General features: G+C 72.1%; 14 protein-coding genes. 10 read left to right on the top strand and 4 right to left on the bottom strand.

All coding sequences use genetic code 11. The annotated features are described in order from the left end of the window. Positions 1 to 270: 270 nt before the first annotated feature. Together ACFY2B_RS04610 and ACFY2B_RS04605 are read right to left on the bottom strand one after the other, a co-directional pair. Complete coding sequence (locus tag ACFY2B_RS04610) at positions 271 to 2,232, bottom strand: heparinase II/III family protein (RefSeq protein WP_390761668.1); 1,962 nt, start codon at positions 2,230 to 2,232, stop codon at positions 271 to 273. Next, positions 2,229 to 4,550 (bottom strand): ROK family protein, encoded by a 2,322-nt coding sequence (locus ACFY2B_RS04605; protein WP_390761667.1) that lies wholly within the window; start codon positions 4,548 to 4,550, stop codon positions 2,229 to 2,231. Before ACFY2B_RS04605 ends, ACFY2B_RS04610 begins: the two co-directional genes overlap by 4 nt. 278 nt (positions 4,551 to 4,828) lie before the next feature. Here ACFY2B_RS04605 and ACFY2B_RS04600 point away from each other — a divergent pair, with 278 nt between their 5' ends. After that, positions 4,829 to 5,329 carry an acyl-CoA dehydrogenase C-terminal domain-containing protein gene (locus ACFY2B_RS04600; RefSeq protein WP_390761666.1) on the top strand — a complete coding sequence of 167 codons (501 nt, stop codon included), beginning with the start codon at positions 4,829 to 4,831 and terminating at the stop codon, positions 5,327 to 5,329. 121 nt (positions 5,330 to 5,450) lie between these two features. Here the strand turns inward: ACFY2B_RS04600 and ACFY2B_RS04595 are convergent, their stop codons facing one another. Beyond that, positions 5,451 to 6,320 carry a PaaX family transcriptional regulator C-terminal domain-containing protein gene (locus tag ACFY2B_RS04595; RefSeq protein ID WP_390761665.1) on the bottom strand — a complete coding sequence of 290 codons (870 nt, stop codon included), beginning with the start codon at positions 6,318 to 6,320 and terminating at the stop codon, positions 5,451 to 5,453. Between the two features lie 490 nt (positions 6,321 to 6,810). Between ACFY2B_RS04595 and ACFY2B_RS04590 the strand changes: the two genes are divergently transcribed. From ACFY2B_RS04590 to ACFY2B_RS04555, 8 genes are all read left to right on the top strand, one after another. Next, positions 6,811 to 7,641 (top strand): p-hydroxycinnamoyl CoA hydratase/lyase, encoded by an 831-nt coding sequence (locus ACFY2B_RS04590; RefSeq protein ID WP_390761977.1) that lies wholly within the window; start codon positions 6,811 to 6,813, stop codon positions 7,639 to 7,641. Continuing rightward, entirely contained in the window at positions 7,638 to 9,830 is a 2,193-nt protein-coding gene (locus ACFY2B_RS04585) for an acetate--CoA ligase family protein (protein WP_390761664.1), read from the top strand. The genes ACFY2B_RS04590 and ACFY2B_RS04585 overlap by 4 nt, the downstream gene beginning before the upstream one ends. Before the next feature lie 244 nt (positions 9,831 to 10,074). Further along, positions 10,075 to 10,497 (top strand): phenolic acid decarboxylase, encoded by a 423-nt coding sequence (locus ACFY2B_RS04580; RefSeq protein WP_390761663.1) that lies wholly within the window; start codon positions 10,075 to 10,077, stop codon positions 10,495 to 10,497. 224 nt (positions 10,498 to 10,721) lie between these two features. Then, positions 10,722 to 12,179, top strand: coding sequence for an aldehyde dehydrogenase family protein (locus ACFY2B_RS04575; protein WP_390761662.1), 1,458 nt, complete (start codon positions 10,722 to 10,724; stop codon positions 12,177 to 12,179). Between the two features lie 337 nt (positions 12,180 to 12,516). After that, on the top strand, positions 12,517 to 12,951 hold the full coding sequence (locus tag ACFY2B_RS04570; protein ID WP_390761661.1) for a nuclear transport factor 2 family protein: 435 nt from the start codon (positions 12,517 to 12,519) through the stop codon (positions 12,949 to 12,951). 98 nt (positions 12,952 to 13,049) lie between these two features. Then, positions 13,050 to 13,886, top strand: a complete 837-nt coding sequence (locus ACFY2B_RS04565; RefSeq protein ID WP_390761660.1) for an SDR family oxidoreductase — start codon at positions 13,050 to 13,052, stop codon at positions 13,884 to 13,886. A 401-nt stretch (positions 13,887 to 14,287) separates the two neighbouring features. Further along, positions 14,288 to 15,340, top strand: a complete 1,053-nt coding sequence (locus tag ACFY2B_RS04560) for an alpha-hydroxy-acid oxidizing protein (RefSeq protein ID WP_390761659.1) — start codon at positions 14,288 to 14,290, stop codon at positions 15,338 to 15,340. 307 nt (positions 15,341 to 15,647) lie between these two features. After that, positions 15,648 to 17,174, top strand: coding sequence for a flavin-containing monooxygenase (locus tag ACFY2B_RS04555; RefSeq protein WP_390761658.1), 1,527 nt, complete (start codon positions 15,648 to 15,650; stop codon positions 17,172 to 17,174). A 206-nt stretch (positions 17,175 to 17,380) separates the two neighbouring features. On the opposite strand, the gene ACFY2B_RS04550 is transcribed toward ACFY2B_RS04555, so the two are convergent. Next, a complete protein-coding gene (locus ACFY2B_RS04550; RefSeq protein WP_390761657.1) occupies positions 17,381 to 18,487 on the bottom strand; it encodes a sodium:calcium antiporter in 1,107 nt (368 codons plus the stop codon). Positions 18,488 to 19,016: 529 nt separating this feature from the next. On the opposite strand from ACFY2B_RS04550, the gene ACFY2B_RS04545 reads away from it, so the two are divergent. Beyond that, positions 19,017 to 19,427 (top strand): hypothetical protein, encoded by a 411-nt coding sequence (locus ACFY2B_RS04545; RefSeq protein ID WP_390761656.1) that lies wholly within the window; start codon positions 19,017 to 19,019, stop codon positions 19,425 to 19,427. Positions 19,428 to 19,595: the final 168 nt, after the last annotated feature.

Genomic DNA, 19,595 nt, shown 5'->3' with positions numbered 1-19,595 from the left:
GCCGCGTCACGTCAATACTTTCGGACTGCCCGGCCCGCATGTGCCGTTGACTGGAAACGTTGTTTTCTTCCAGGGACACCGACGTTTCAGGGGTGTGAACTGGCGGCGTCCGCGGCCTGACGGCGTCGTGCGACGTCCCAGGGCCGCCGTTCCTCACCGGGTGGGCGGGGCGTAATTACTTTTACAGTCCGGGACAGTTCTTTTGCCGCGCGCGCCGCCGGACAGCGGGACGGTCCGCGGCGCGCGACGGTAATGCGTATCGACTGTTCGTCAGGAAGGCAGTGGCTGTGCCGTCAGCCGGTGCCGGCCCTCGGCCGCGGGCCGGCGGGCGGTGAGGAGCAGGCGGTGGACCGCGGGCCCCCACACCCTGGTGAACGCGGGGTCGGTGAGCGGGACGGTCTCCGTCTCGGCGGTGAACGCGGAGGAGTCCCAGCGCAGGTGGAGTCCGCGTCCGTCCGGCGGGGTGACGACGGCACCGCCCTCCGGGCCGACCGTCAGGCTGCCGCCGACGAGCAGGTGCAGGACCAGAGAGCCGGGCGGGGTGCGGCACTGCCAGCTGTCGTCGATCTCCACGCGTTCCTCGGTGCCGCGCACCAGCCGGACGGTGCGCACCCAGTGCCGCAGACCGGCCTGCGGCGGGTAGGCCGGGGCGATGTCACAGGTCAGCTCGTCCGTAGCGGTGCTGTGGCGGGCCGCGACGGACACGGCCCGGAAGCGGGACCCCGGCTGCTGGCCGATGCCGTCGACGCGCGGCACGTTGTGGTACTCGCTGGTCATCGACCAGATTCCGTAACGCTCCGCGTTGAACGTCTCCTTGCGATAGGTGCCCACTCCGGCGTCGATGAGCAGCGGGCGGGCGTCGAGGGCGACGATGAAGGTACCGACGTCGTTGTGGTTGTGGCTCTCGTCGTTGTGGCCGCCCTTGGCCGCCACCAGCAGGCCCCGCGAGGTGCCCGGACGCGCGCGGGAGACCAGGACCTCGGTGTCCGGCAGCCAGGTGTGCTCGGGCAGCGGGGACTGCGCGGACGGTTCCGCGTGCCAGTCGGTGTCCAGCAGGGCGTCCGCGACGCGCCGCAGGTCGAACGGCGCACCGGACGCCGGGAGCGCCGCGTCGGCGTCCGCGCGCAGCGCGCGGGCGTGCGCGCTGACCTCCGGCTGACCGGTGCGGCGGCCGTACCGGTACAGCAGCGCGGGCGTCGTCTCGCGCGGCCGGGCCGGGCCGTCCGCGAAGTTGACGGCCCATCCGTCGCCGATCCAGGTGGCCACGGGATACCGGGCCATGGCGCGGATCAGCGGATGGCGGAAGACGCCGTCGTCGGTGCCCAGCAGCGAGGTGAGGGTCTCCAGACACTCGAAGAGGCTGGCGCCCGCGCGCCACCAGTAGTGCGGCCCTTCGTCGCAGCCGCCGTCCCGCGGGTGCGCGCGGAGATAGTTCTCCAGTCCCTGGACGATGCGGCACACCAGGGCGGTACGGCGCTGGTCGGACTCCTCGGTCAGCGCGGTGGCCAGCAGCAACTCGGAGTGGATCCACGGGTTCCAGTTGTTGAGCTTGGCTGTCGTGCCGTCGTACCAGCCCCATTCGTCCCGCTCCAGATACGGCCGCAGGACGCGCGCGGAGACCTCCCGGCGCAGCCGGCGGCGCACCAGCGGATCACGCCGGTCCAGTTCGTCGCCCGCGATGGCGTCCGTGAGGGCGAGCAGGACGGCCGTCCCCGAGGCACCGAGGTCCAGGGTGGGCCGGTCGGGGTCGGGCAGCAGCCCGTGCTGCGGGCCGAGGACCCGGAAGTCGTGGGCGGGCAGGGACCACGTCGTCTCCTCGCACAGGGCCCATACGCCGTCCATCACCTCGTCGGCGAACGCGTCCTTGCGGTCCTCCTCGTCGGCCAGCGCGGCCCACCCGAGCCGCGCGCGCCGCGCGAAGGACCCGGCCTGGTACTCGGAGCGGTCGCCGTCGCGGGCGAACCGGGCGAACAACGAGGCGGGAAGAGCGGGCCAGGGCCGGCCGAGCGAGGCCGTGGCCTGGGCCAGGACCCGCTGCCGCGGCCCCTGGCCGACCGCCCGCCACCGGGGGTCCGCCGACGGCGGTACGGGACTCCACTGTCCGATCCGGGGCATGCGGGCGGCGACCGACGACGGCGGGAACAGCCGGGTCAGGCGCGGACGGCCCGGTTCGCCGTCGGGTTCCGAGGGCGGGGCGGCGGGCGTTGCGGGCATGGGGCGCGGCGAAGTCATCGCGTCGTCTCCCTCGTCGGGGTGGGGTGAAAGACAGTGGTGAACGGTGTGGTCGTCAGCGGCCGGCGCGGGGCCCCGGCCGTCGTGGCGGGGCGGGCCGGAGCGGGTGCGCCGCTGTGTGTGCGCAGACGTGGGGCGAGGGTCGTGTGGAAGACGCCCGCCGCGGCGCCCACGGCGGCCGCGGAGGCACTGAGCGTCGAGTACGTCACCCGTACGGTGCGGACCCGGCGGGCCATCGGGAAGCGGTTCACGGCCGCGGAGATCTCCGACAGGTACAGCTCGGCGACTTGGGGCGGGACCGCGGGACCGCCGACGATCATCAGGTCGGTGTCGTACAGATCCGTCATGGCGACCGCGCCCCGGGCCACGATCCCCGCCACGTCGCGGATCGCGCCGACGGCGCGGGCGTCGCCCTGCGCCGCCGCCCGGCACACCGCGTCGTACCTGGCCGCACCGTCCGGCAGGGGGAGCCCCGCCGCCAGGGCCCGCGCGACCACCGCGGACATCGGGGCGCATTCGGGCACCATCTCCGGGCCGCCGTCGGGTGTCACCCGCTTGAGGGCGTAGGCGGTCAGCTCGCCGAACTCACCGGCGTTGCCGGACGCGCCGCGGTACACGTCCCCGTTGAGGAACGCCCCGCTGCCCGCCCCCGCTCCGAGATAGAGGTAGACGAAGTCGGTCGCGCTCTCCCCGGCGCCGAGCCACTGCTCGCCGATGGTGGCCGCCGTCGCGTCCTTCTCCAGGAGCACGGGGAGGTTCAGCATCCGGCTCAGCTCGGTACGCAGCGGAACCTCGCCCCAGCCCGCCCACAGCGGCGGGTCGAGGAGGACCCCCGCGTGCACGTCCAGCGGACCCGGCGCGGCGATCCCGACGCCGAGGAGCTTCGCCCCGATCGGGCCCGCCGTGTCGATGGTCTGTGCCGTCGCCGTCTTCATCCACTCCAGGCACGAGTGCGGGTCGCTCCGCTCCGTGATGTCCAGCGACCGTCTGGCCCGTACGCTGCCGCACAGGTCCACCAGGACAAGGGTGATCTTCTCGGGGTCGACGTGGATGCCGATGGCGCAGGCCGCGTCCGGCCGCAGCATCAGCGGTATCCGTGGCTTGCCCTTGCCCGTCGTGCGGCGCGGTTCCTCCAGCAGGAAGCCGGTGGTGAGCAGGTTGCGGGTGATCCGGGAGACCGCCTGCGGGGTCAGCCCGGTGCGCTCCGCGATCTCGACCCGGCTCAGGGACCTGTTGACCCGGACGGACTCGATCACCAGCTTCTCGTTGAAGGAGCCCAACGCCATCTGGTCGAACGCGCGGTGCACGGGACGCCGGCCGGCCGGCGCCTCCCGCCGGGCCTCGCGCACCCACCGGAACGGCGCGCCCGGCGGCGCCTTGGACAACTCCCGGGCCGCGTCGGCCAGCGAGTCCAGGGCTATGCGTGCCGCGTGCGGCTGGTGCTGGAGTTCGAGCTGCGCCATCAGACAGATCGTCGCGACCCAACTCATGGCGGCAGGCGCGGTGTGCTGCCGCACGCCCACCGGCAGCCCGGCGGGAACCGGCGCGTCGCCCCAGGTGATGAGGTGCAGCCGGCGTGCGGCCCAGTGCACGGCGACCGACGGCGGCAACGCCGGGACGAGGGCCCCCGCGGGCCCGGCCGTCCCGTGCGGCCCTGCTGACGGTGCGCCGGTGCCGGGCGGCGGCCCCGCGGCCTGGTCCGCGTCGCCGGGCTGGGTCCGGCGCATGACGGCGGTCAGTGCCGCGTAGCGCATCTGCCGCTCCTCGGCCGTCGCGCCGCCGAACCGCGGCTGACCCGTGGGCACGGCTTCGGCGATCACCACGAAGGCCGCGCCCTTCGCCGCCGACCCCGCCGCGAGCAACTCCGCGCGCCTGCATGGCAGGGGCGGGTCGACCGGCAGCAGCAGGGACACGTCACCGGCACCGGGCCGGATCCGCCAGCGCTGCCACACCTTGCCCAGCGCGGTGTGCGAGAGCCCCAGGTGGTCGGCGAGCGCGCGGGCCGACCAGGTGCGCCGGGGCGCGGGCGGACCGGCCAGCGTCGCGGCGATGACGTCGGCCTCGTCGATACGCGCCGGGCGTCCGCTGCGCGGCCGGTGTTCCAGCCCGGCCAGGCCGTGCGCGGCATAACGCCGCCGCCAGGCCGTCACCGTCGGGCGTGAAACGCCGAGTCTGCGGGCGCTCTGCGAGACAGACAGGCCCGCCGCCGCGTCGTGCACGATTCCGAGCCGGACAACCCGGTCCTTCCTGCCCTCCGCCCACGCACCGAGTTCGGCGAAGTCCTCGTCCGTCAGGACGAGTTGGCTCGATCTACGCATGGCCCTCTCTTACGCCCTCGGAGGTAAAAGTACTTAGTGGCCATTCGGTCCACCTCGGGTGCCCGTGCGCCGGGACACCCTCGACGCTCGCCACCGGAACGGCGACCTGTATGAACGCGCTTTCTACGCCCTCATCTGTACACGGCCGGGGAACGGCTGGCAACAGTCGGTCGAGCAACTTCGCTGAACAGAGCATTGGTGTCGGTAACTCCAGGCGATTTACAAAGCCCGGCGTTCCAGGTGTGGAGGAGCCTGCTCGCAGCTTCCGGGGAAAGGGTTTGCACACCACGACGACCATTGATCCGCCGGTTCATCGGCCGCCCGTCCAGGCCGCCGATCTCGTCAAGCGCAAGCTGCGCCTGGACGACGGCCGCACGGTCGCCGACCTCTTCGCCCGGATCGCGGCCGACGCGGCGGATCCCCGGACGGACGCGGCGGCCGGAAGGCAACTGGAGTCGGCGCTGCGGGAGTTGACCGACGCGACGGACTGGATCGGCCGCGCCGCGGCGGAGGAACCCGCTCGGGCCGACTCGGCGGCCGTGGACTACCTGCACCTGTTCGGTGCGGTCGTCCTCGGCTGGATGGCGCTGCGCATCACCCGTGCCGTCGGTGAAGCCGCCGCGTCCGCGCAGGGGCGGGAGACGGGCACGCGCCCGAGCACCAGGCTGGCGCTCGCACGCCACTGTTTGGACCGGCTGCCGGGCGAGGCGTCCTTCCTGGCGGGCCGCATGCGCGAGGATACCGCCACGTATCTCTCCATCGGTCCGGCGGACTTCTGAACACGTGACGGTGGCGGCCGTACGACGGGGCGGGGCGGGGCGTGCTCGTCGGGTGCGTGCGTACGACTGGTGGCAGGGGTGCCCCTGTCCGGTGGTCCGGTGACGGCGGCCGAAGCCGATGTCACCCGACGGGCCCAGGACCGGTGTCGATCAGCCGGGTACGGCTCGCGCACTCCTGTCTGGCCTGCGGTTCCAAGGCGTCGTGCAACTCGTGGTACAGGCGGAAGGCCGATAGCGCCGGCCAGTCCGACGGCAGGTGCGAGACGGGCAACCGCGGGTCCGCACGGGCGATCTGGGCCCACTCGCTCTGGAGCAGCAGTATGCGGGTGAGTGTGCTCGCTCCCGCGGCGTCGGCCGGGTCGGGTTTCTCCCACCGGGCGATGAACGTCCGGTACCTGGACGCGATCGCCTCAAGATCGAAAGCGTCGTTGATGAGCTGCGTGTTGTCGGTCGGCGGGACCGGCGTGGCCGCGAAGGCCCGGATGGCCGGGTCGATCCGCAGGTCGGAGAGCAGTTCCTCCACATCGACCTGACCCGGCGCGATCCACATGCCGTTGCGCAGGAGGCCGAAGCCCCGCCAGGTCAGCCGTGAGCGCAGTTGATGGCGCACGGCCCTCTGGTCCTCGGGCACCGTGAACCCCAGGACCGTCCAGGACCCGTCCCACTGCCGGTCGGGCGGCTCATGGGCGGCGGCATGGCCGTCGGCCAGGACGGCGGATCCGTGCGCGGTGAGCGCGTAGAACACTTCGCGACTGCGCTTGACCCGGGTCAGCAGGCCGCGGTCGGTCATGCGGTTGAGTGTCGCGCGCACCGCGTGGCTGGAGATGTCGAAGTCGGCCAGGACGCCGATGACCGAACTCGTCGCCATCGCCAAAGGCCGCTGGTAGACGGTGAATCCCAGCAGCATGAGCGCGAGGAACTGGGGGCGGTGGGCCCGGGCCAGCTCGGCCGGATTCTCGGGGTCGTCAGACGGGCGCAGCGCACGGGACACGCCATCGATAGTAATCCAACGCCCGTCACCCGATGATCTGTCCCGGTTCCTTCGCCTTTGCCGTCGTGGCCGTCGTGGCCGTCGTGGCCGTCGTGGCCGTCGTCGTCACCGTCGTCGCCGCGGGCCCCCGTGGGCCGGGCGGCCGGGGTGCACTCCTTCGCCGACGCCCCGCGCGCCGAGACCGCCGCACCCCGGCAGGTGCGGCGGCCCGCGCCCCCTCCAACCCGCTCCCACCTGCTGTTCTGTCGCCCGGCCCTGGCCCGGCCGACGTCAACGGCCGGGCCCAGCGGCACCATGACCGACGACATTCAACATAGTCTTGACGGTCGACACAAAGGTGCCTAACGTTTGCAAGTGAAGCAAGTGAAAAAGGACGTGTCGGACGAGGGAGGAAATCAGGATGGTGACGAGTTCGCTTTCCGGTGCGCCGGACCCGGCGGGACCGCCTGCCGCGGAGCCGGGTGGCCGGCCGCTCGGCGACTGGAAGACCGTGATCGCGACCGAGCAGTCCGGTATAGCATGGGTTGTACTGAATCGCCCCGACAAGCGGAATGCCATGAGCCCGACCCTCAACGACGAGATGGTCGAGGTCCTGGACGCCGTTGCCGTCGACGACCGGTGTCAGGTACTGGTCCTCACGGGCGCGGGCAATTCCTTCACGGCGGGCATGGACCTCAAGGAGTACTTCCGTGAGGTCGACGCGCTGCCGCGGGTCCAGCAGGAGATCCGCCGTCGCACCGCCTACCTGTGGCAGGGCCCCCGCCTACGCGGATTCCCGAAGCCGACCATTGCGATGGTGAACGGCTACTGCTTCGGCGGCGGGTTCACACCCCTGGTGTCGTGCGACATCGCCGTCGCCGCCGAGGACGCGACGTTCGGACTGTCGGAAGTCAACTGGGGCATCATTCCGGGCGGTAACGTGCCCCAGGCGATCGTGCACACCATGAGCCTGCGCGACGCCCTCTACTACGGCATGACCGGCGAGACCTTCGACGGCCGCAAGGCCGCCGAGATGCGCCTGGTGACGCAGGCGGTACCGGCCGCCCGGCTGCGCGAGCGGGTGATCGAGATCGCGGAGCTGCTGAAGTCGAAGAACCCGACGGTCGTACGCGGCACCAAGGAAGCCGTGCGGCACATCAGGTCGATGGGCTGGACGGAGGCCGAGGACTACATCAACACCAAGCTCGCGGCGGCGGTCAACACCGACCCGGAACAGGGACGGGCCCGCGGACTGACCCAGTTCCTGGACGAGAAGTCGATCAAGCCGGGCCTACAGGCGTACAGCCGCCCGGCGGCCGAGCCCGAGGGCCACGGACGATGACCGCCTCGCACGCCGACCCGGACCCGGCCCGCCCGGCAAGCACACCCCCGGCCGCCGACGCCTCGCGGGACGAGGACAGGTCGCCGATCGCCAGGATGGTCAACCCGGCGTCGATCGCGGTCATCGGAGTGTCGACCCGGCCCGGGCCGTCCGTGTCGCGCGCCGTGGTGCACAACCTGCTCGACAACGGGTACGAAGGCCGGCTCCACCTGGTCGGCCGGCGGGCCGGCGAGCTGGCGGGACGACCCGTGCTGGCCGGGACGGACACGCTGCCCGAACCGGTCGACCTCGCCGTCCTCGCGGTGCCGGCGAAGGCCCTGCCCGGCAGCATCACGGAACTGGCCGGCCGCGCCACGGCCGCGGTGTGCTTCGCCTCGGGGTTCGCCGAGGCGGGGCCGGCGGGCCGGGCGGCACAACGGCAGTTGGCCGAGGCGACGCGGGCGAGCGGCATCCGGCTCCTCGGACCGAACTGTCTCGGCTTCTTCAACTACCTCGACGGTGTCCACATCAAGATGACACCGATGGCCACGCAACAGCCGATGCCGCGTGACCGCGGCCCGGCGGTGGCGGTCGCCGCGCAGAGCGGCTCGCTGGCCACCCACGTGATCGGCTCGCTGATGCAGCGGGGCGTGCCGATCGCCTACTCCCTGACCACGGGCAACGAGGCCGACCTGGACCTGGCCGACTTCGTCACCTTCTTCCGCCACGAACCCCTGATCGGCACCGTCGCCGTCTACGCCGAGCAGATTCGCCGGCCGGACCGCTTCGTCGCCGCCGTGGCCGCGGCCCGCGCCGCGGGCAAGTCGGTCGTCGTGCTCCACCCCGGCCGGAGCGAGGCGTCCCAGGCCGCCGCACAGTCCCACACGGGCGCCCTGAGCGGAGACCACGCACTGATCAGCACCGTCCTGACCGACGCCGGCGGGGTGGTGGCCCAGACCCTCGAAGAGTTCATCGACGTGACCGAACTCCTGCGGCTCGAACCCGAGTTGAGTGACGCCGGACTGATGTCGGTCAACGGCTCCGGAGCCGTGGGCGTCCTCCTCCAGGACTACGCGGACGACCTCGGCCTGCCGCTGGCCGAACTGTCCGAACCGACCCGTACCGCCTTGGCCGAGCAGGCGCCGGACTACCTGACGCCGCGCAATCCGCTGGACCTCGGGACCAGCCTCGCCGTGGACGACAAGGTGGTGCCCGCCGCGATCCGGGCGGTGGTCGACGATCCTGCCACGGGCAGCCTGCTGCTCAACCTGCCGTACCTCAACCAGGCGTCGATGCACTCGGCCCTCGCGGGCTTCATCGCCGAGACGACCCGCGAGCGCCGTATCCCGGCCATTTTCAGCGTGGCCGAGGAGGACCGGCCGCTCTGGCCGGACGTCGTCGACCTCGCACACCGCAGCGGTGCCGTGCTCAGCCGCTCTCCCGAGCGCTCGTTGCGGGCGTTGGCCCGGCTGCGGGAGGTCGCCGACGCCGCTCGGCGCCGCCGCCGCGCGGTGGGGCGCCGGGCGGACCCGCTCGAACTGCCGCCCGGACCGCAGGCCGAATGGCGGACCAAGGCACTGCTGCGCGCGATCGGGGTTCCGGTCCCGGACGGCAGCCTGGCCGGCTCGGCCGAGGAGGCCGTCGCCATCGCCGACGCCCTGGGCTGTCCGGTGGCGGTCAAGGCACAGTCGGCCGCGTTGACGCACAAGAGCGATCTCGGCGCGGTGGTACTGGGGCTCGGCGATCCCACGGCCGTCCGCCAGGGATACGAACGGGTGCGCGGCGCGGTGACCGCCCGGCACGCCACGCTCCCCCTGGACGGTGTCCTCGTCGAGTCGATGGCCGCACCGGGCGTGGAACTCGTGATCGGTGCGCGCCGCGACCCCGCCTGGGGCCCGGTGCTGCTGGTCGGGCTGGGCGGCGTGTGGATCGAGACCCTGCACGACGTCAGACTGCTGCCGCCGGACCTGTGCGCGGACGACATCGCCGTCGAACTGCTGCGCCTCAAGGGCGCCGCGTTGCTGACCGGCGCCCGCGGCGCCGATCCGGTCGACGTCACGGCGGTCGCCGAGATCGCGTCCGCCGTCGGCGAGTTCGTCATCACCCACCCGGAGGTGAGCGAGATCGATCTGAACCCCGTGATCGCCGGCCCCCACGGCGCCTGTGTCGCGGACGCACTGATGGTGACGGCGCAGGACGCCTCCGCCTGATGGTGACGGCGCAGGACGCCGCCGCCCGCGGATCCGGACGGCCGCCGGCCGGCACCCCGGCACCGGCCGGACCATGACCGCACCTCGCGCTCGCCACCGACACCCCGCCGGGCGGGACACCCGTCCGCAAGGACACAACGGCACCCGGACGCCCCCTGTCACCAGGGCGGTTCCGCGCCGACCGCGGCACGTCACCAGCCGCTCCCAGCGACTCGACGGAGAAACCGAGAAGGAGAGCAGAGCCATGATCGCAACGATCCTCGGCAGGACCATCCGCTGGCACCAGAGCGGGGACTGGGTCTTCGACCCGTTCCAGATCCGCGCCGACCGCGTCGAGTACACCCTGGCGCAGGGCCCGCACACCGGGCGGCACGCCACCCAGCTGTTCGACTACCAGCGGGTGGCACCCGGCGTCGAAACCACCGCCTGGTACGAGGAGACCGGCGCGGTCGTGCACATCACCTGGTACCTCGAAACGCAGACCACCCACCGTTTCGCGGCCCTGCCCGCCTGGCTGGGCCAGGACATGTCCGTCAGCGCGGGCGACAACGCCGATCCGGCCTTCCTGGAGAAGATGCGCCAACTCGACGCCACCCACCCCGACGCCCCGCGCCGCATCCTCAACGACCAGGGGTACTTCGAGGTGCTGGACCCACCCGGCCGGTGACCTGCCTGGCGTGGACCCACCCAGCGCCGCTGACCTGGCCTGGACCGACCCGGCCGCTGACCTGGCCTGGACCGACCCGGCCGGTGAGCTGTCCTGGACCCACCCGACCGGTGACCCGGCGCCGTCCCGCACCACGGGGTCCGCGGGCGCGCGGCCCGGCCCCGGCGGTGCCCTCCAGGCGGCCACCGCCGACAAAGAGACCTCCCTATGCGAAGGGATTCCTGATGACACTCCTATCCGCCGACACCTGGCAGGGCCGTATCTACGACGGCAGTTGGCGACTCGGCGCGGGCACGACCGACGTGCTCGCCCCGGCCACCGGCCGACGGCTGGTCACGGCCGGCCTGGCCGGTGCCGAGGACATCGGACCGATTGTCCGCACCGCGAGCGAGGCCCAGCGGGCCTGGGCGGCGGCACCCCCCGCGGAACGGGCCGAGGTGCTGCTGCGCGCGGCGTCGCTCTGGGACGAGCACGGCGACGAGATCCGGTCCTGGCTGATCCAGGAGACGGGGGCGACCCGGCGCAAGGCGGCCTACGAAGTACGCGGCGCGGTCGAGGAGTGCCGTGAGGCCGCGGCGCTGCCGACGCTGCCGAACGGCGAACTCCTGCCCACCGACCGGGCCCTGCTGAGCATGGCGCGGCGCGTTCCCGTGGGCGTGGTCGCCGTCATCACCCCGTTCAACGCGCCCCTGAAACTGGCCATCCGCTCGGTCGCGCCCGCGCTGGCCCTCGGCAACGCCGTGGTACTCAAACCCGACCCCCGCACCCCGGTGTCCGGCGGTGTCGTCCTGGCCAGGATCTTCGAACTGGCCGGCCTGCCCAGCGGGGTGCTGAGCGTGGTGCCGGGCGACGCCCGCGCCGGCGCGGCGCTGGTGAGCGATCCGCGGGTGCAGGCGGTGTCGTTCACCGGATCGACGGCGGCGGGCCGCGTCATCGGCGAACAGGCCGGCGGCCGGTTCCTGCACCAGCACCTCGAACTGGGCGGGAACTCGGCCCTGATGGTCCTCGCCGACACCGACCTCGAACGGGCCGTCGGTGCCGCCCTGCACGGCACCTTCTTCTCCCAGGGCCAGGTGTGCATGGCCAGCGGACGGCATCTGGTCCACACCTCGCTCTACGACGACTTCGTCGAACTCCTCACCCGGCGCGCCTCGGCCCTGTCGGTGGGCGACCCGGCACGTGAGGACGTCGCGCTCGGCCCGCTCATCGACGAACGGCAGCGCGACAAGGTGCACGCCATCGTCACCGACAGCGTCGCCGCGGGCGCGCGCCTGACGACCGGCGGACGCTACGACGGCCTGTGCTACGCGCCCACCGTGCTCGCCGAGGCCGGTCCGGGGACGCCGTGCTACGACAACGAGGTGTTCGGTCCCGTCGCCTCCGTCACGTCCTTCGACAACGAGGAGAAGGCGGTCGAACTGGCCTGCGGCAGCTCCTACGGCCTCTCGCTCGGCATCCTCACCCGGGACATCGGGCGGGGCCTGCGACTGGCCGAACGCATTCCGACCGGCTGCGCCCACATCAACGACCAGCCGGTCAACGACGCCGCCAACGCGCCCATGGGCGGCATGCGCGACTCCGGGACACCGACCCGGTTCGGCGGACCGGCCGCGAACATCGACGCCTACACGACCACGCGGTGGATCACCGCGCACACCGAGATTCCCGTGTACGAGCTGTGAGCCGGTAGGCCGGTCCCCGTCCGTCGCCCGCCGAAGCCCCCCTGACGGCCGACACTCCGGGGCCGGGCCGGCCCCACCTGGAAGGCACCCATCGCGTTCCGGCCGCGTGCCGGACGCGCATGCGGACGGGGCAGGTGCGCGGCGTCCCGGACGGGGACCCTGCCAGTACCCCTCACCGCACGGACTCCCCCGCCCCGGCCGTATCCCGTTGCATAGTGCCTGCCCCGGTCCTGCGGGGCCCGGCCGGAACGCGGACGCACCCGGTCGGCCGACCGTCCGGTACCCGGTCCCGTACGAGGACCTGGGTCGGACAAGCCCGAAGGGGACGGCACACGACATGAGCAACCAGACCGAGACCACGACGCAGAGCCCCGCGGACGTCGTGCGAGGGCTGTACGCCGCGCTGAGCACGGGCGACGTGCCGGGTGTTCTCGCCAGGCTCGCCCCCGAGGTGATCGTCGACGAGCCGAACCAGCTCCCCTACGGCGGTGTCCACCAGGGCCGCGAGGTGTTCGTGCAGTCGATCCTGGGCGCGATGATGGGGTACGCCGAGGTCGCCATCACCGCCGCCGAGGTGTTCGAGGGCCCGGCCGGCGTCGTCGGAACCCTCACCGGAACGCTCACCGCGCACACCACGGGCGAGGAGTTCCCGCTGACCATGGTCGAGCTGCACCAGGTCGAGGACGGGCTGGTGGTCAAGATCGACGTCTACACCAAGAACCCCGACGAACTCGCCGCGTTCTACGCACGCGCCGAGGCGGGTACCCGCTGACGACCGACCGGGCGCCGATCCCTTCCGACGGATCGACGGCAAAGAACACCATCGGCCACACCCGGTCCATCCGGACCGCCTCACCTCCGAGGAAACGCATGACCACCACCTGGTTCATCACCGGCACCTCCTCCGGCTTCGGCCGGCTGCTCACCGAACACCTCCTGGCCCGGGGCGACCGGGTCGCCGCCACGCTCCGCCGGCCCGAAGTCCTCGACGGCCTCCGCGCCGAGCACGGCGACCGGCTGTGGACCGCCCGGCTCGACGTCACCGACACCGAGCGCGTGCGGCACGTCGTGGACGAGGCGTTCGAGGCCCTGGGCACGATCGACGTCGTCGTGAACAACGCAGGCCACGGCGTCCTCGCCTCCGTCGAGGAGGCGTCCGACGAACAGATCCGGCGCGTCATCGACACCGACCTGCTCGGCTCGATCCAGGTCATCCGCGCCGCCCTCCCGCACCTGCGCGCCCAGGGCCGGGGCCGCATCCTCCAAGTGTCCACCGCGGGCGGCCAGACGACCTATCCGAGCCTCGGCTACTACCACGCCGCCAAGTGGGGCATCGAGGGGTTCTGCGAGACCGTCGCCCGGGAGATCGCGCCGTTCGGCCTGTCCCTGACCATCGTCGAACCGGGCGCGACCCCCACCGGTTTCGGCAGCTCCCTCGACACCGCACCACCCCTGCCCGCGTACGAGAAGACCCCCGCGGGCGAGATGCGGCAGATGTTCCTGGAAGGGCGCTTTCCCGTGCCCAACAGCGCGGAGAAGATCGCGGACGCCATGATCGGTCTCGTCGACTCCGGCGCGACTCCGCTGCGCCTCCCACTCGGCCCCGACACCTACGACGACGTCCGCGCCGCCCTCACCAGCCGGCTCGCCGAGCACGAGGCGCATCGCGAGGTGGCCCACTCGGTCGCGGCCACCACCGCCGGGTGACCTCGGCGGACCCGCCGGCCGGGGACCGCTCCGAGGCACTGCCGGGGAGACACCGGCCCGACCGTCCCGGGAAGCACGACCGCACCGGCCCGGCTCGTCGAGTTCGCGGGTTCATGCTCGCCCACTACGGGCAGAGCGACACCACGATCGGTGTCGCCCGCTGCCCGAGGCAGTCGGGTCGGTCCGCTCCGTGAGGTCACGCCGTCGCCCACACCGTCGCGGGCGGCAGGCGACAATCTCCGGGGCGTGCCAGGCGCTCCGTCACGGTGAACAAGAGGTGGGAGTCGACAGTGGCCGGTTTCGGCGGGTATCAGGATGAGATCTATCTCAACGGGCTGCGTGGGGTGGTGCCGCGTTTCCCGATGACGTTCGAAGGATGGGAGGAGGGAGCGCGTGCGGCCATGTCCGCATCGGTGTGGTCGTACGTGGCGGGCGGGGCCGGTGACGAGCACACGCAGCGGTCGAACGCCGCCGCGTTCGACCGGTACGGGGTGATCCCGCGGATGTTCGTGGGAGCGAAGCAACGGGACCTGTCGGTCACGATGTTCGGGATGTCCTTCCCCTCGCCGCTGCTGATGGCGCCGATCGGGGTTCTGGGGTTGTGCGCGCAGGACGGGCACGGCGACCTGGCCGCGGCGCGGGCCGCCGCCGCCACCGGTGTGCCGATGATCGCCTCCACGCTGTCGGTGGATCCGCTCGAACAGGTCGCTGCCGAGTTCGGTACGACGCCGGGGTTCTTCCAGCTCTACACGCCCACCGACCGGGACCTGGCCGCGAGCCTGGTACGGCGCGCCGAGGACGCCGGGTTCCGCGGGATCGTGGTCACGCTCGACACATGGGTGACCGGGTGGCGCCCCCGGGATCTGTCGACGGGCAACTTCCCCCAGCTGCGGGGGCACTGTCTGGCGAACTACACCACCGACCCGGTGTTCCGCGCCGCCCTCGCCCGGCCCGTGGAGGAGGACATGACCGGTGCGGTGCTGCACTGGGCGGGCGTCTTCGGCAACCCTCTGACGTGGGAGGACCTGCCGTGGCTGAGGTCGCTGACCTCGCTGCCGCTGATCGTGAAGGGCCTGTGCCACCCGGAGGACGTGCGCCGCGCCAGGGACGGGGGCGTGGACGGGATCTACTGCTCGAACCACGGCGGCCGGCAGGCCAACGGCGGTCTGGCCGCGCTGGACGCGCTGCCGGGGGTGGTGGAGGCGGCCGAGGGCCTGCCCGTCATCTTCGACTCGGGCGTACGTGGCGGCGCGGACGTCGTCAAGGCCCTCGCCCTCGGCGCGCGTGCGGTGGCCGTGGGCCGCCCCTACGCCTACGGGCTCGCGCTCGGCGGCGTCGACGGGCTGGTGCACGTCCTGCGTTCCCTGCTCGCCGAGGCGGATCTGCTGATGGCGGTCGACGGGTACCCCACCCTCGCGGACCTCACCCCGGACGCCCTGCGCCGCGTCCAGTGACCTGCCCGCGCCGACCGGTACGCGCAGGTCACTCGACTCGCCGTCGGAGGCAGAGTCAGGGGCAGGGACAGAGGCAGGGACAGAGGCAGGGACAGAGGCGGAGCCGGAGCCATAGGCAGCGGCGTAGGCGGTGGCGGAGGCGTGGTTCTGCCGCGTCACCGGCTCCGCACGCGGGTTGCACTGGTCGGCGACCGTGGCACGCAGCCCGCGGATTCCGGCCGCCGCCGCACTATCGACATGTCACCAAGAGCCAATTCCTGTCGTGTGATGTCATGGAATCCGACGGTCCGGCTCCCAGACTGGGAGCATGACTCGCACCACCAGCCCTCACCGACCAGCGGTCGAGCACTTCGATGTCGTGATCGTGGGCGCCGGACTGTCCGGCATCGGTGCCGCGTACCGATTGCAGTCCGCCTGCCCGGACCGCTCCTACGCGATCCTGGAGGCCCGGGAAGCGATCGGTGGGACCTGGGATCTGTTCCGCTACCCCGGAGTGCGTTCCGACTCCGACATGTTCACCCTCGGGTACCCCTTCCGGCCCTGGACGGGAACGGCATCGCTGGCCGACGGCGAAGCGGTGCTGAGCTACATCCGGGACACCGCCACGGAGGCCGGCATCGATCGGCACATCCGCTGCCGGACCCGGCTGGTGCGCGCCGACTGGTCCACGCCCCGGGCCCGCTGGAGCCTGACCGTGCGGCGGACCGACGACGAAGGCACCACCAGCACGCAGACCCTGACGTGCACCTTCCTGTACTCGTGCAGCGGCTACTACGACTACGACCGAGGGCACGATCCCGACTTCCCCGGCCGTACGGCCTTCACCGGTACCGTGGTCCACCCGCAGTTCTGGCCCGCGGACCTGGACCACACCGGCAAACGGGTCGTGGTCATCGGGAGCGGGGCGACCGCGGTCACCATCGTGCCGGCGATGGCCCGGGACGCCGCACACGTGACGATGCTTCAGCGGACTCCGAGCTGGATCATCTCCCGCCCCCGGCGCGACAAGGCCGCCGACGCACTGCGCGCCCTGCTGCCCGGCCGGGCGGCACACCACGCCGTCCGGGCCAAGAACATCCTGTTCACCACCGCCTTCTACCAGTACTGCAGGCGCCGGCCCGACGCGGCTCGCAGGCTGCTGACCCGGGCCACCGTGCGTGCCGTCGGCAGCGCCGAGGCGGTGAAGGAGAACTTCACCCCGCCGTACGCCCCCTGGGACCAGCGGCTGTGCGCAGTCCCTGAGGCCGACCTGTTCAAGGCGCTGCACGAGGGAAGCGTGGACGTCGTCACGGACCACATCGAGACCTTCGTCCCCGAGGGCATCCGCCTGACGTCCGGGCGCACCCTGCCCGCCGACATCGTCATCACGGCGACTGGTCTTCGGCTCCTGCCCCTGGGCGGCGTCGCGTTCACCGTGGACGGTCGCACCGTGGACGTGTCCGAGCAGTTGGTCTGGCGTGGTGCCATGATGACGGGCACACCCAACCTGGCCTTCTGCATCGGCTACACGAACGCGTCCTGGACGCTGCGCGCCGACCTGAGTTCACGTCTGGTGTGCAAGGTCCTCAACCACATGCGCCGCCGCGGATACCGGGCGGTCGTGCCCGCACCCGCCGGACCACTGGGCGAGCGCCCCCTGATCGACCTGGCCTCCGGCTACGTACGGCGTTCCGTCGCGGCCTTCCCGCGGCAGGGGGACCGGGCCCCGTGGAAGGTGCGGCAGAACTACGTCCTGGACTCGCTGACCGCCCTGCGCTCGGGCTTCGACCGGGCGCTGCGCCCCGTCGAAGCCGCCCCGGTCACCAGGCCGTCGGCCACGGGGACCAGCCGATGACCGGCAACGCCCCATGACCGCCGCATGACCGCTCCAAGGCCGCCCCCTGACTGCCGCGGACACGGCGCGGGTCCTGGCCGACGGGCGTCCTGTACGACCGCCGGTCTCCGGCCCGGAGATCGACGGAGCCCGCGCCTCAGGTGTGCGGCCGGGCCCCGTACGCGACCGTGTGTCGTTGTTCCGTGGGAGGTGCGTGGGCCGGCCGGTCAGCCGAGGACCGGGATCAGGCCGAGGGCGAAGACCACGTAGAAGCCGGCCGCGACCGTGAGGCGGGCGGGGGTCAGCTTGTGGGCGCGCATGGTCGCCAGCAGGTAGACGATCGCGGCCATGGTGATGAGGCCGGACCACAGCAGGGCGCCGTCGAAGTGCCAGCGGGTGAACAGCAGGCCCAGGCCGGAGGGGACGGTCGCCTGGATCATCATCGCACCGGAGATGTTCGCGAGGGCCAGTTTGGTCTTGCCCTGCCGTACCCAGATGACCGCGTTCATGATCTCCGGCAGCTCGGTGGCGATCGGGGACAGCAGCAGCGCGGTGACCGAGGCGGACAACCCGAGCATCGGGCCGATGGCGTCCAACTGCTTCACGAACAGCTGTGAGGCGAAGAAGATGACCACCAGGGTGACCAGCGTCTGGGCGGCGACGGCCCACGTGGCCGGAGAGGCGGCCCTGGGCTGGAACTTCAGCGGCTCCAGCTCCTCGCCCTCCTCGTCCTCGTCCTGGCCGCCGCGGATCTCGCGCCAGAAGTAGACCGCGTAGGCGGCGAAGAACAGCAGGCCGAGCGTCGGCTTGAAGGCGAAGGCGACCAGGCCGAGCGCCACCTTCACGATGAAGACCGGCAGGAACCACTTCTGGTCCTTGGCCAGCCGCTTCATATCGGCCTCATTGCCCAGCGCCTGCTCCGTAACGGTGCCGGCGGAGGGCGGCGGGCCGAACGAGCCTGGCCCGGCGGCGCTCGCGTCCACCAGCGCGGCCGTCCGCTCGTTGCTGCGGTCGGCAGCGGCGGCCCGGTCCTTGCGGCGCTTGACCAGCAGCATCGCACCGGTGACGCCGTAGGCGACGGTGGCCAGCGCGAGCGGGCCGCCCATCGCGGCACCCACCCCTATGTTCTTGGCTTCCTCGGTGCCGCCGGTGGTGACCGCGACCAGGGTGACCACGGACTCGGGCAGAGCGGTGCCAAAGGCGGCCAGGATGGTACCGACCGCCATCTTTCCCACGTTCAGACGTTCGCCGAGCCACTCCACGGCATTGACGAACCACTCGCAGGACAGATAGATCGCCACCGCGCAGACGATCAACAGAATGAAATGGATCACGGGTCTGGTCCGGCTTTCCCGCACCGGCGGGACATCGAGGACGACCGCGCGAGGGGACACAGCGGCAGCTTCGACCCCGCCGACACGTATACGTCGTCGACAACGGGCCGAAGGTCTCGCCCACCCGCACACGGACTGCGCGGGCCCGGCCACCGGGAACCCGACAGCGGGTTCCAGTGTGTCGACGACCGGTATTGCGGGGCTACTCCCCTTCGCGGTACCCAGGTTAACCGCCGCTTTCCGGTGTGCCAAGCCCGGTCAGGAGCATCCGCGCCGACACACATACCGGCCTGCCACCGTCCGGAAGGGCGGCGGACGGCGCAGGTCGCCCTTGTCCAGGACTCGCCCCTGTCCGGGACTCACCGACTCCCTACATCCGGTCAGACGCGCTGAACTGGGCGATTCCTCGGACGGCCAGGGAATCGGTGTTGCCCATCTCACCTTCTCCCCCGAGGAGTTCAGTGCGAACGGAGGGTTCGGACCGGTAACGTTTTGGCGTCGGCGCGGGCGGAACGTCGGGAGTCCAGTGGTGATACGGCGCATAGCAGCAGCAGCAGTGGTGCTGCTGACCGCTGCCGTGCTCCTGCACTTCGCGACACCCCACCATGCTTCCTTCGCACCGCACCCGGCGTCCGCGACCGGGCCCGTGATCGAGTCGGAGCCGAGAAAGCTCCACGGAGCCGCATCGGCGTCCACACAGATCGGCACCACACCGGTCCACCTGGAGACACCGGCGGATTCACCGGTCCTGGCGCCGCGCACCGACCGGGTTCTCGACGCCTCGCAGACGGACACCGACGAGGCGCGGGCCGGCACGGCGGTCGTGGCGACAACCGGGGCACAGCCCCGGGCGGCCCATCCCCGTACGGCGAGAGAAACCTGGAGCCCCGCCGCGCCGCTCCGCCCCGACGCCACCCTCCTGCAGACGTTCCGCTGCTGACCGGCGGCGTGCGGCGAGCGTTTCCGCCGGGTCATACCCCTGCCGCCGCGCGGCAGGCGGTCGGCCCTGCCCCGAACGGTTGATCCCTGCCGACGGCCGCGCGCCCGCACGCACTCTTCGCATCCCAGGCTCCCCGCCTGCTGAACTCAGCGATCCGTACGAAGAGTC

It is taken from the genome of Streptomyces sp. NPDC001270, from assembly GCF_042896695.1.
Lineage (GTDB): Bacteria > Actinomycetota > Actinomycetes > Streptomycetales > Streptomycetaceae > Streptomyces.
Note: the sequence above shows the minus strand (reverse complement) of the source record. Positions and strands in the feature narration are given on the sequence as shown.